The 11,566-nt window shown below is 73.3% G+C and carries 11 protein-coding genes and 1 pseudogene; 3 read left to right on the top strand and 9 right to left on the bottom strand.

Going from position 1 to position 11,566, the window contains the following annotated elements; all coding sequences use genetic code 11:
• Positions 1-64: 64 nt before the first annotated feature.
• On the bottom strand, positions 65-904 hold the full coding sequence (locus tag KBX39_RS10715; RefSeq protein WP_043325861.1) for a DUF4081 domain-containing GNAT family N-acetyltransferase: 840 nt from the start codon (positions 902-904) through the stop codon (positions 65-67).
• Positions 905-980: 76 nt separating this feature from the next.
• Positions 981-2,207 (bottom strand): MFS transporter, encoded by a 1,227-nt coding sequence (locus tag KBX39_RS10710; RefSeq protein WP_043325862.1) that lies wholly within the window; start codon positions 2,205-2,207, stop codon positions 981-983.
• A gap of 121 nt (positions 2,208-2,328) precedes the next feature.
• Between KBX39_RS10710 and KBX39_RS10705 the strand changes: the two genes are divergently transcribed.
• Positions 2,329-2,916, top strand: a complete 588-nt coding sequence (locus tag KBX39_RS10705; protein ID WP_030504225.1) for a PadR family transcriptional regulator — start codon at positions 2,329-2,331, stop codon at positions 2,914-2,916.
• A 48-nt stretch (positions 2,917-2,964) separates the two neighbouring features.
• On the opposite strand, the gene KBX39_RS10700 is transcribed toward KBX39_RS10705, so the two are convergent.
• The gene (locus KBX39_RS10700; RefSeq protein ID WP_210870287.1) at positions 2,965-3,783 is read right to left on the bottom strand and encodes a class I SAM-dependent methyltransferase; all 819 of its coding nucleotides are present in this window, start codon (positions 3,781-3,783) and stop codon (positions 2,965-2,967) included.
• A gap of 129 nt (positions 3,784-3,912) precedes the next feature.
• Between KBX39_RS10700 and KBX39_RS10695 the strand changes: the two genes are divergently transcribed.
• Positions 3,913-4,587, top strand: a complete 675-nt coding sequence (locus KBX39_RS10695; RefSeq protein WP_043325864.1) for a helix-turn-helix domain-containing protein — start codon at positions 3,913-3,915, stop codon at positions 4,585-4,587.
• A 57-nt stretch (positions 4,588-4,644) separates the two neighbouring features.
• Here KBX39_RS10695 and ispG read toward each other — a convergent pair whose 3' ends face one another.
• From ispG to KBX39_RS10670, 5 genes are all read right to left on the bottom strand, one after another.
• Entirely contained in the window at positions 4,645-5,820 is a 1,176-nt protein-coding gene (gene ispG, locus KBX39_RS10690) for a flavodoxin-dependent (E)-4-hydroxy-3-methylbut-2-enyl-diphosphate synthase (protein WP_030504228.1), read from the bottom strand.
• A 9-nt stretch (positions 5,821-5,829) separates the two neighbouring features.
• The gene (locus KBX39_RS10685) at positions 5,830-7,077 is read right to left on the bottom strand and encodes an RIP metalloprotease (protein ID WP_030504229.1); all 1,248 of its coding nucleotides are present in this window, start codon (positions 7,075-7,077) and stop codon (positions 5,830-5,832) included.
• Entirely contained in the window at positions 7,074-8,288 is a 1,215-nt protein-coding gene (gene dxr / locus KBX39_RS10680) for a 1-deoxy-D-xylulose-5-phosphate reductoisomerase (RefSeq protein WP_210870285.1), read from the bottom strand. Before dxr ends, KBX39_RS10685 begins: the two co-directional genes overlap by 4 nt.
• A 154-nt stretch (positions 8,289-8,442) precedes the next feature.
• Complete coding sequence (locus KBX39_RS10675) at positions 8,443-9,672, bottom strand: PP2C family protein-serine/threonine phosphatase (RefSeq protein WP_210870284.1); 1,230 nt, start codon at positions 9,670-9,672, stop codon at positions 8,443-8,445.
• Between the two features lie 62 nt (positions 9,673-9,734).
• The gene (locus KBX39_RS10670) at positions 9,735-10,280 is read right to left on the bottom strand and encodes a GNAT family N-acetyltransferase (protein WP_043325869.1); all 546 of its coding nucleotides are present in this window, start codon (positions 10,278-10,280) and stop codon (positions 9,735-9,737) included.
• A gap of 51 nt (positions 10,281-10,331) precedes the next feature.
• Here KBX39_RS10670 and KBX39_RS10665 point away from each other — a divergent pair, with 51 nt between their 5' ends.
• Positions 10,332-11,174 carry a YhjD/YihY/BrkB family envelope integrity protein gene (locus tag KBX39_RS10665; RefSeq protein WP_043325870.1) on the top strand — a complete coding sequence of 281 codons (843 nt, stop codon included), beginning with the start codon at positions 10,332-10,334 and terminating at the stop codon, positions 11,172-11,174.
• 9 nt (positions 11,175-11,183) lie between these two features.
• Here KBX39_RS10665 and KBX39_RS10660 read toward each other — a convergent pair.
• Positions 11,184-11,566 (bottom strand): annotated as a pseudogene (locus KBX39_RS10660) (DUF839 domain-containing protein); the annotation flags it as partial.

The raw sequence follows: 11,566 nt of genomic DNA, 5'->3' as shown, positions 1-11,566 counted from the left end.
GTATAAAAACATGCCCAGCCTAGCGCCGGGTGTCCGGTTCGGGACCTCCGGCGGGACGTGATCCTCAGAACAGCACTGTGGCGAGCGTGCCGACCGGGCGGAAGCCGCAGCGCTCGTAGACCCGCCGGGCGGGCAGGTTGAAGTCGTTCACGTAGAGGCTCACGGTGGGCGCGACCCGGTCCAGCGCGTCGCGCACCACAGCGGCCATCGCGGCGGTGGCGATGCCCCGGCCCCGCCACTCGGGCGCCACCCAGACGCCCTGCACCTGCGCGGTCCGGCGGGTCACCACCGCCAGCTCGGCCTTGAAGACCACCCGCCCGTCGACGAAACGGGCGTAGGCGCGGCCGGCGCGCACCAACTCGGTCACCCGGCGCCGGTAGCCGCGCCCGCCGTCCTCGGCCAGCGGCGACACCCCGACCTCCTCGGTGTACATCGCCACCGCGGCCGGGAACAGCCGGTCGACCTCACTGCCGCGCACCCGCCGCACGTCCGGGTCGGGCGCCACGGCGGGCAGCGCGTCAGTCGCCAGCAAGGGCTGGTTCGGGCGTACGTCCCGGGCCGGCCCCCAGTACGCGGAGAGGCGGTCCCAGAGCCCGAGCACGGCGTCGGCGCGGCCCACGATCGAGGAACAGAGCCGCTCCTGCCCGCTCAACTGCTCGGCGAACGCGGTCACCGCCGGCTCGGACGCGAGCACCGGCGTCAGGTTGCCACCCAGCCAGCAGATCGACTCCAGGTTGCGGCGGGAGCCGTAGCCGAGGATCCGCGCCTCGGCCCGCCACCAGGCCAGCCCGCGCGCCGCCACCCGCTCGGCGACCTGCGCGCCGGCGTACGGGTCGAGGTCGAGCAGCCGCTCGACCGCGCGGCGCTCCGACTCCCCGAGTTGGCGTACCGGCATCGTGAGCACGGTTACCAGCCTGCCAGATCCGCGCCGGGGCGCGCGGGCCGACCGGGCACCCCGGACCGCTCCGGTGAGCGGCGGCTCAGCCGACCGTCACGGGCGCCGGTTCGGGCACGGGCGGCCGGGTCCGGGCGGCCCACCGCACCACCGGCGGCACGAGTGCGCCGAGCAGCAGGAACACCCCGCCGAGCACCAGCCAGCCGGGCACGCCCCAGCCGATCGCGAGCGTGGTCACCACCACCGGGGCGACCATCGAGCCGAGCTGCATGCCCATCCCGTACGCCCCCTGATACTGGCCGTGCGCGTGCGCCGGGGCCAGCCCGAACGAGATGCCCCAGCCGGCCGCCGCGTGCCACAACTCCCCCACCACGTGCACCAGCGCGCCGGCCAGCAGCAGCGGCACCGCGAAGGCGACCGGCACGCCGCCACCGGCCGCGAACAGCGCGCAGGCGCCGGCGAGCAGGACGCCGGCCCGGCGGGCGGCCCGGCCCGCGCCGGTCAGGTCCTCGGTGCCCCGCGAGGCGCGGACCTGGAACAGGATCACCACCACCGTGTTGACGAGCAGGCAGACGGAGATCAGCCAGTTGGGCGCGGTGGTGTGCCCGGCGATCCAGAGCGGCAGGGCGATGTTGATCAGCGAGAAGTGCATGGACATCAGCCCGTCCAGCACGGTGAAGGCGAGGAAGGGGCGGTCCCGCAGCGCGATCAGCCGCGGTCCGTGCGCCGGGGCGGGTACCGGCGGGACCGGCGGGAGCCGCAGCAGCACCGCCGCCGCCAGCACGTAGGTCGCGGCGTCGAGCAGGATCAGCGTGACGTACGCGCCGCGGGTGTCGGCGGCGAGCGCGAACCCGGCCAGCACGGTGCCCACCGAGATGCCGACGTTGGTGACCGCGCGCAGGTAGGCGCGGGTGCGGACCCGCTGGTCGGGTGGGACGGCGCCGGCGATCAGCGCGCCCCGGGCGCCCCGGGTGCCCGCGTCGGCGAGCGCCATCAGCACGCCGACGGCCAGGAAGCCGGGGAACGAGCGCACCGCTACCAGCGCGGCGGTGCACCCGGCCGAGGCGAGCAGCGCGGCCATCTGGAGCCCGCGCGGGCCGAGGCGGTCGGCCAGGTAGCCCATCGGCGTGCTCGCCACCAGGCTGACCAGCGCGGTGAGGGTGAGCGCCACGCCGACCTCGGCCACCGTGAGCCCGACCGATCGGGTGAGGAAGAGCGCGCTGGCGGTGAGCCAGGTGCCCCGCCCGACGGTGTTGACGAGCGTGGAGAGGGCGAGGGTCCGGGACGGGCCCGGTTCGGGAAGCAGGCGCACGCCGGCAGCCTAACAGTACGAACGTACGGTTTGCAGCCGAGTTCCATCCGCGTCTTGTCGGCGATGCATTGCCGATATATCGTTGATGCATCAGTGATACGACGACAGAAGGAGAGCCCTGATGGGTTTCCATCGACGCATGCACGCCATGCACGACGAGATGCGCCGCCGGGGCGGCTTCGGCTTCCCGCCCGTACCCCCCGGTCCGCCGCCCTTCCCGCCCGGACCGCACGGCCACGGGCGGGGCCGCGGCGGGCGCGGACGAGGCCGGCGGCCCAACGTGCGCGGCGCCGTGCTGGCCCTGCTCACCGAACGTCCGATGCACGGCTACGAGATGATCCAGGAGATCGACTCCCGCACCGGCGGGGCCTGGCGGCCCAGCCCCGGCTCGATCTACCCGACGCTGCAACTGCTGGAGGACGAGGGCGTCATCGCGACCGCCGCGGACTCCGAGGGCGGGCGCAAACGCTTCGCGCTCACCGAACAGGGCCAGGCCGAGGCGACCGCCGCTGCGCAGACCCCGCCCTGGGCGGAGTTCGCCGAGCAGACGGTAAACAGCTGGCACGACATCCGCGACGCCGGCGCGCAGGCCATGCAGGCGCTGCGGCAGGTGATGACCACCGGCACCGACGACCAGCGCGCCCGCGCCGCGCAGGTGCTCGACGAGACGCGGCGCAAGCTCTACGCCATCCTCGCCGAGTCCGAGTGAGCGCCGCCGCCGCGACGGCACGCCGGCCGGACCACGACCGGCGTGCCGTCAGGCCCGGCGCGCGGTGACGAGCAGGTACTCCCAGCGCATCACGCCGCCGTCCAGGTGCCGGGCGGCCAGGTCGGTCAGCGCGCGGTCGAGCCCGGCCGTACGCTCCGGGTCGCCCGCGTTCGCGCGGTAGGCCGCCACGGTGGGCCCGTAGTGGGTCGCGAAGAAGTCCCGGAACTGTTCCGGCGTGGCGAACCGGTCCACCACCACGGCGTCGCGCCCCAGCGTGAGCGCGTCGACCCGGTCGCCGAACAACTCCCGGACGTGGTTCTCGTCGCCCCAGAGCGGGGGCGGCTGCGCGCCCGGCGGCGGTGGCGGCGCGAACGGCCGCATGGCCGCGAACAACTGGCCCACGAAGCCCTCCGGGGTCCAGTTGACCAGGCCGATCGTCCCGCCCGGCCGGCACACCCGCAGCAACTCGTCGGCGGCGACCCGGTGCCGTGGCGCGAACATCACGCCCACACAGGACAGCACCGCGTCGAACGCGCCGTCGGCGTACGGCAGCGCCTCCGCGTCCGCCTCCTCCCAGATCAGCGTCACGCCCTCCCGCTCGGCCGCCGCCCGCCCGATCGCCAGCAACTCCGGGGTGAGGTCCCCGGCCACCACCTGCGCGCCGGTCCGGGCCGCCGGCAGAGCCGCGTTGCCGGTCCCGGCCGCCACGTCCAGCACCCGCATGCCCGGTCCCACTCCGGCGGCCCGGACCAGCGTCGCCCCCAACTGCGGGATCATCTGCGCGGCCACTGCGGAGTAGTCGCCCAGCGCCCACATCGCGCGGTGCCGGGCCTTCACCGCCGCGTCCTGTTCCCGTTCCTCGATCATCTGTCGCTCCTCAGCTGTCGTCCCTGCACAGGACGCTAGGCAGCGGACGACACGGCCCCCAGTACGAGATCTGTACCGCTCCCGACAGGCGCCTGGCCGGGCCGCCGGGCCGGGCGTAGCGTGCCCGCCATGGGGGCCTCCTACCACCAGTTCTGCCCCGTGGCGAAGGCCATGGAACTGCTCGACGAGCGGTGGACGCTGCTCGTGGTCCGGGAGCTGGTCAGCGGCTCGGAACGCTTCAACGAGCTGCGCCGGGGCCTGCCCCGGATGTCGCCCACGCTGCTGTCGCGCCGGCTGCACCAGCTCGTCCGCGCCGGGGTGGTGGAGCGGCGGGTCGACGGCGCCGACGTGCGCTACGTCCCGACCGCCGCCGGGCGGGAGCTGCGGCCCGTGCTGGAGGCGCTCGGCGCCTGGGGCGTGCGCTGGATCGGCGAGCTGGGCGACGCCGACCTGGACCCGAAGCTGCTGCTGTGGGACATGCACCGGCACGTCGACCACGACGCGGTCCCGCCGGGGCGTACCGTCGTGCGGTTCCGCTTCCGGGACGTGCCGGCGGCGCAGCGCGACTGGTGGCTGGTGATCGCCGCGGGCGAAGCCGACGTCTGCGACATCGACCCCGGGCACGACGTGACGGTGACCGTCACCGCGGACCTGCGTGCCCTGGTGCAGGTCTGGATGGGCGACCTGGGGTGGGCGGCGGCGCTGCGCGGCGGCGCGGTGGAGGTGAGCGGGCCGGAGGCGCTGCGGCGTGCCGCGCCCGGCTGGTTCACGCTCTCCCCGTTCGCCGCCGTGCCCCGGCCCTGAGACGGCGCGTGCGGCCGCCCCCGACGGGGACGGCCGCACGGCGACGCGGAGAACAGATCAGTGCACGGTGACGGTGGCGCCGCCCGGCACCAGGTCGCGCAGCTCCTCGGGGATCTCGGCGCCCATCTCGTCGGCGATCCGCAGCGCCTCCTCGATCAGCGTCTCCACGATCTGCGCCTCGGGCACGGTCTTGACGACCTTGCCCTTGACGAAGATCTGGCCCTTGCCGTTGCCGGAGGCAACGCCCAGGTCTGCCTCGCGGGCCTCACCCGGACCGTTCACCACGCAGCCCATGACCGCGACGCGCAGCGGCACCGGCAGGCCCTCCAGACCGGCGGTGACCTCCTCGGCCAGCTTGTAGACGTCGACCTGCGCCCGCCCGCAGGACGGGCAGGAGACGATCTCCAGGCCGCGCTCGCGCAGGCCCAGCGACTCCAGGATCGCGGCGCCGACCTTGATCTCCTCGACCGGCGGGGCGGACAGCGAGACCCGGATGGTGTCGCCGATCCCCTCGGCCAGCAGCGCGCCGAACGCCACCGCCGACTTGATCGTGCCCTGGAACGCCGGGCCGGCCTCGGTGACGCCGAGGTGCAGCGGGTAGTCGCACTTCTCGGCCAGCAGCCGGTACGCGCGGATCATCACCACCGGGTCGTTGTGCTTGACCGAGATCTTGATGTCCCGGAAGCCGTGCTCCTCGAACAGCGAGCACTCCCACAGCGCCGACTCGACCAGCGCCTCGGCGGTGGCCTTGCCGTACTTGGCCAACAGGCGCTTGTCGAGCGAGCCCGCGTTGACGCCGATCCGGATCGGCACACCCGCGTCGCCGGCGGCCCGCGCGATCTCCTTGACCTTGTCGTCGAACTGCCGGATGTTGCCGGGGTTCACCCGCACCGCGGCGCAGCCGGCGTCGATCGCCGCGAAGACGTACTTCGGCTGGAAGTGGATGTCGGCGATCACCGGGATCTGCGACTTCTTGGCGATCGCGGGCAGCGCCTCCACGTCGTCCTGCGACGGCACGGCGACCCGGACGATCTGGCAGCCGGACGCGGTCAGCTCGGCGATCTGCTGGAGCGTGGCGTTGACGTCGGCGGTGAGGGTGGTGGTCATGGACTGCACCGAGACCGGCGCGCCGCCGCCGACCGGCACCGAACCGACCATGATCTGGCGGCTGGCCCGGCGCGGGGCCAGCGGCGGCGGCGGTACGGGGGGCATACCGAGACTGACAGCGGTCACTTCAGGCACTCACCTTGAGAAGAGCGTGATGGGGTTGATGACATCGGCGGTGACTGTCAGCAGCGTGAACGCGCCACCGATCAGGATCACCGCGTACGTGAACGGCATGAGTTTGAGGTAGTCGACCCGGCCGGGATCCCGGCGGCCGATGCGCGCGTACAGCCAGGAGCGCGCCCGTTCGAACCAGGCGATGGCGATGTGCCCGCCGTCCAGCGGGAGCAACGGCAGCAGGTTGAACACGCCGATGAAGAAGTTCAGCGACACGAAGAGCATGAAGAACACCAGCCAGGCGTTGTTCTCCACGGCCTCGCCGCCGAGCCGGGTGGCGCCGACCACGCTGATCGGGGTGTCCATGTCGCGCTCGCTGCCGGTGATCGCGCTCCACAGCGCGGGCACCTTCTGCGGGATGCGCTGCATGGCGTGCGCGGTCTGCACCGCCATGGTGCCGGTGAAGTCGGCGGTGGCGCCGAACGCGGCGATCGGGCCGTACTCGACCCGCGGCGGGGTGCTCGGCCGCAGGGCCACGCCGAGCGCGGAGACCGACGAGGTGGCGCCCTTCGGGTCGTCCAGCGGCGGGCGCTGCACCGCGGCCAGGTCGACCCGGGCCTCCTGCGACCGGCCGTCGCGCTCGAAGGTGACGGTGGCCGCGCCGGGCGGGGTGGCCCGGACCACGTCGAGCATGTCGCCCCAGGTGGAGACCGGCCGGCCGTTCACCGCGGTGATCCGGTCGCCGTCCTTGAGCTGGGCCTTCTCGGCCGGGCTGGCCGGGTCGTCGGCCTGGCAGGCGCGGGCCGCGTTCTCCACCACGACGCAGGGGGCCAGCGCGATCACGGCCGGCTCCGCCTTGAAGCCGTCCTCGGTGGAGGGGAACTTCGGGTTCGGCAGGCCGGCGGTGATCGCGATGATCCAGAGCGCGATCAGGGCCAGTGCGAAATGGGTGATCGAGCCGGCGGACATCACGATCGTCCGCTTCCAGACCGGGTAGCGCCACATCGCGCGCTTCTCGTCCCCGGGCTCGACGTCGTCGTCCTGCGGCGTCATGCCGACGATCTTGCAGAACCCGCCGAGCGGAATGCCCTTGATGCCGTACTCGGTCTCGCCCCGCTTGAACGACCACAGCGTCGGGCCGAAGCCGACGAAGTAGCGGGTGACCTTCATCCCGAACGCCTTGGCGGTCAGCATGTGCCCCGCCTCGTGCAGGCTCACCGAGATGAGAATCGCCAGGGCGAACAGCACCACCCCGAGCAGATAGCTCATCGAGCTCCTTCCACCGACCCGACGATGATCTCCTGGGCGTGCGCCCGTGCCCACGACTCGGCGGCGAGCACGTCCTCGACGGTACCTGGTTCGTCGAAATCGGGTGCGTCCTCCAACACCCGCTGGAGGGTGTCGACGATCCCGAGGAACGGCAGCCGGCCCGCGACGAACGCGGCCACGCACTCCTCGTTCGCCGCGTTGTAGATCGCCGGGCGGCAGTGTCCCGCCTCACCCGCCGCCTTGGCCAGCGCGACCGCCGGGAACGCCGCGTCGTCCAGCGGGAAGAACTCCCAGGCGTGGGCAGTGGTCCAGTCGACCGCGGCGGCCGCCTCGGGCACCCGGTCCGGCCAGCCGATGCCCAGCGCGATGGGCAGCCGCATGTCCGGCGGGCTGGCCTGGGCGAGCGTGGACCCGTCGGTGAACTCGACCATCGAGTGGATCACCGACTGCGGGTGCACCATCACCTCGATGTCGGCGTACGGCACGTCGAACAGCTCGTGCGCCTCGATCACCTCCAGCGCCTTGTTGACCATCGTGGCGGAGTTGATCGTGACGACCGGGCCCATGTTCCAGGTCGGGTGCGCCAGCGCCTGCTCCGGCGTGACGGCGGTCAGCTCGGCGCGCCCCCGCCCCCGGAACGGGCCGCCGCTGGCGGTGACCACCAGCCGCCGCACCTCACCCCGGGCGCCGCCGCGCAGGCACTGCGCCAGCGCGGAGTGCTCGGAATCGACCGGGACGATCTGCCCCGGTCGCGAGACGGCGGCCTTGACCAGCGGGCCGCCGGCGACGAGGGACTCCTTGTTGGCCAGGGCGAGGGTACGCCCGGCGTGCAGCGCGGCCAGCGTCGGCGGCAGGCCCAGCGAGCCGACCACCCCGTTGAGCACCACGTCGCACGGCCACTGCGCCAGCTCGGTCATCGCGTCCGGCCCGGCCACGATCTTGGGCAGCTTGAAGTCGCCGGTGGCCCACCCGCGCTTGCTCGCCTCGGCGTAGAACGCGAGCTGAAGATCCTGCGCGGCGGATGCGCGGGCCACACCGACCGCCTCCACACCCAGCTCCAGCGCCTGCGCGGCGAGCAACTCCACGTTGCCGCCACCCGCGCCGAGGGCCACCACCCGGAAGCGGTCCGGGTTGCGCTTGACGATGTCGATGGCCTGGGTGCCGATCGAGCCGGTCGAACCGAGCAGCACGAGATCTCGGGGAGTGGTCACCGGACCATTGTTCCCCAGCGCCTCACCCCGGTTCGTCCCGGAGTGCCCGACGGCATGATCGACCCCACTTCCCCGAGGTGGTGGCATCCCACGCGCCGCGATGCCACCACTTCGGCGAACTGGTGTCGATCACGCCTCGATCGCCTCCTCGACGCTACGGGGACGCGATCGTCCCGTCTGGCGCGGTGAGGTGCTCCAGGTGCCCCAACGGCAGGTGCGGAGGCTGCCACTCCAGGAACATCGCGGTGGCGTCGTCGTCGAGCTGGTCCTGCTGGTAGGCGAGGACGGCGCGCACCAGCCGGCGCATCGTCTCCGGGCTGGGCAGCCGCTCGTTGAGGGCACGCTCGACGAAGTCGACGAGCCGGTCCAGCCCGAACCGTTCCCCGTCGTCGCCCCGGGCGTCGGTGATGCCGTCGGTGTACGCGAGGATGCGGTCGCCCGGGTGCAGCGCCTCCTCGTGCGCCCGCGGGCGCCGCGTCGACAGGTTGCCCAGCCCGAGCGGCAGCGCGGTCGGTCCGGGCAGTGCCCGGACGGCCTTGCCGTCCCGCAGCAGCATGGCGCCGGGGTGGCCGGCGTTGATGATCCGCAGCACGCCGGTCCGCCGGTCGAGTTCGGCGAGCAGCGCGGTCGCGAACAGGCCGGGGTGTTCGGAGCGGACCCACCTGTCGATGCTGATCGCCGTGTCGACCAGGTCGAGACCGGTACGCCGGGCGTTGCGGTACGCGCTGACCACGAGCGAGGCCATCGCGCTCGCCTTGATCCCGTGCCCGCAGGTGTCGAAGAGCCCGACGCTGAGCACGTCACCGTTGAGCGCGTAGTCGAAGATGTCCCCGCCGACGTCGTAACACGGTTCGAGGATGGCGGTGATCACCAGCTCGTCCGTTGCGAAGGTCAGCGGCGGCAGCAGCCCCCACACGGTCTCGGCGGCGACCTGCATCGGCAGGCGGCGGCGAATCCGTTCCACGACGTCGCCGTAGAGCCGGCGGTTCACCAGGACCTGAGCGACGGCGACCGCAACCTCCCAGGCCGGCCGGTCCAGCGCGGGGTCGCCGGCGCGCGACGACACGATCTCCAGTGCCCCCAGCCGTTCGCAGCCGAGCAGCAGGGGCACCCAGAGCCGGTCCGGGCGGTCGGGAGCGCGCTGCACCTGGAGGCAGGTGAACGCCCGGCCGGCCAGCGTCGTCTCGATCGTGAGTTCGTCCCGAGGCGCGCCCGCGCCGACCAGGGGTACGAGCGAGGACTGCGTGTAGTCGGCCAGGTAGATCACGATGTCGGTGGCCCCGATGGCGGGCGCGACCCGGTTCACCAGGAGCGACAGGTCGTCCGGGCCGCCCCGGGCGGCGTGGAGGTGCAGCCAACGCGCTGCGTCGCCACCGTCGACCATCAGTGCCTCCCCCGTATCCCCACCACCGTAGGAGGCCGAGGGCGAACTGCCAACGGCACGGCTCAGGCCGGACGTTCCAGGACGAACGTTTCAACCTCGGCACCGCCGTACCAGTCGGTGCGCACGCCCACGTGCGTCATGCCGAGGCGCCGGGCCACCGCCATCGACGGGTCGTTCCCGGCCATCACCACCGCGTACACCCTCGGGGTGCCGGTGGCGAACTCGCGCTCCAGCACCGCGCGGGCCGCCTCGGTGGCGTAGCCGTTGCCCTGGGCGTCGGGGTGCAGGTGCCAGCCGACCTCGATGTCGTCGGTCAGCGTGACGCCGTCGCGTCCCGGGAGCGGCTTGAGCAGGATGCTCCCGGCCACCGGCCCGCCGGCGCGCGGCTCGATCGCCCACAGGCCCCAGCGGCCGCCGTACGGCGCCCAGCGTTCGTGCCAGGACCGGACCCGCTCGCGCGCCTCGGACGGGTCGGTCATCCGGCCCTTGCCGCCGCCCAGCCAGCGCATCACCTCGTCCCGGGAGTAGATGTCGTAGATCCGGGCCAGGTCGTCCGGGGACTCGGTCCAGTCCCGGAGCACCAGCCGGTCGGTCGTGGCGATCGTCATGCCGCCGGATCGTAATGCGTGGCGCGGGGCCGTACGGGGAACGAGAGGGCGATGGGCGACGGGTGGGATCGGGCGAAGCGGATCACGGCTGCGGCGTTCCGGCCGGTCCGCGGCCGGGATCTCTCCCTGCACGCCGCCGCGATCACGTTCTACGGCGCGATCGCCGTGGTGCCGGTGGCGCTGCTGGCGATCTGGCTGACCGGGCTGCTCGCCGGGGCGGACCGGGTGCGGCGGCTGACCGGGTACGCGATCGAGACGCTGCCCACCGAGATCGGCGCGCACCGGGCGGCGGCCGCGCTCGTCGAGGCCGGGTTGGGGCTGACTCCGCTGCTGGCGCTGGCCTCGCTGCTGCCGGCCTCGCTGTACGGCGAAGGGCTGCGCCGCGCGTTCGTCTCGGTGGCCGAGCCGCGCGCCGAGTCCGGTGCGCTGGTCGGTTGGCGGGGCCGGCTGCTGCTGCTCCCGCTGCTGGCGCCGGCCCCGGCGCTGCTGCTGTCGATCCTGCTGGGGCTGCCGCTGACCACCCGGCTGGTACGCCAGGGCGGCTGGATCGGCGCGCTCGGCGTCGTGCTGTCGTTCCTGGCGGTGTGGCTGGTGCTCACGCCGGTGCTGATCTGGGTGTTCCGGGTGGTCGGCCCGGCCTCCCCGGACTGGCTCGCCACCGTCGTCCTGGGCTCGTTCACGGCAGCGAACCTGTCCGGTTTCCTGCACGGTTTCGTGCTGTTCTGCTCGCTGCCGCTGGACCTGGGCGTGCCGTTCGGCGGCTTCGACGAAATCGGCGGCGGCGTGGCGGTGCTGCTGTGGCTGTACCTGTTCCACGTGATCGTGCTGTCCGGCTATTCCGCGACGCTGGCGGCGAGCCGGTGGCGGGCCGCCCGGGAGGCGGCCCGCGCCTGACGGGCGGCGTCAGCGCCGGAACGGACCGCGCACCTCGTACGTGATGCCGCCGGTGCCGGCCCGGACGCCGCTGGTGCCGCGCTGGGAGGAGAAGTAGAGCCGGCTGCCGTCCGGCGAGAACGCCGGCCCGGTGATCTCCGACTCGGACTGCCCGAGCAGCCGCAGGAACGGGGTCACCACACCGGCGGGCGTGATCACGTTGATCTCCATGTTGCCGCCGTCCTCGGACACGTAGAGGTCGCCGCCGGCGGTGCCGGTGATGTTGTCGACGCCGGTCAGCGGCGCGGCGCCGGCCGGCACCAGCGAGTCGTCGTACGCGAGGTCGAGCCGCTGGTTCACCGCGTCGTACGCCCACACCCGGTTGTCGCCCTTGGTGGTGAACCAGCAGGTGT

It is taken from the genome of Micromonospora sp. D75, from assembly GCF_018070405.1.
GTDB classification, from domain to species: domain Bacteria; phylum Actinomycetota; class Actinomycetes; order Mycobacteriales; family Micromonosporaceae; genus Micromonospora; species Micromonospora chalcea.
This window is presented reverse-complemented; position numbering and strand designations above follow the sequence as displayed.

Coding starts and splice junctions, on each gene's coding strand:
- KBX39_RS10705 (WP_030504225.1), top strand. CDS start 2,329: ATGGGTTTCCATCGACGCATGCACGCCATGCACGACGAGATGCGCCGC.
- KBX39_RS10700 (WP_210870287.1), bottom strand. CDS start 3,783: ATGATCGAGGAACGGGAACAGGACGCGGCGGTGAAGGCCCGGCACCGC.
- KBX39_RS10695 (WP_043325864.1), top strand. CDS start 3,913: ATGGGGGCCTCCTACCACCAGTTCTGCCCCGTGGCGAAGGCCATGGAA.
- KBX39_RS10685 (WP_030504229.1), bottom strand. CDS start 7,077: ATGAGCTATCTGCTCGGGGTGGTGCTGTTCGCCCTGGCGATTCTCATC.
- KBX39_RS10675 (WP_210870284.1), bottom strand. CDS start 9,672: ATGGTCGACGGTGGCGACGCAGCGCGTTGGCTGCACCTCCACGCCGCC.
- KBX39_RS10670 (WP_043325869.1), bottom strand. CDS start 10,280: ATGACGATCGCCACGACCGACCGGCTGGTGCTCCGGGACTGGACCGAG.
- KBX39_RS10665 (WP_043325870.1), top strand. CDS start 10,332: ATGGGCGACGGGTGGGATCGGGCGAAGCGGATCACGGCTGCGGCGTTC.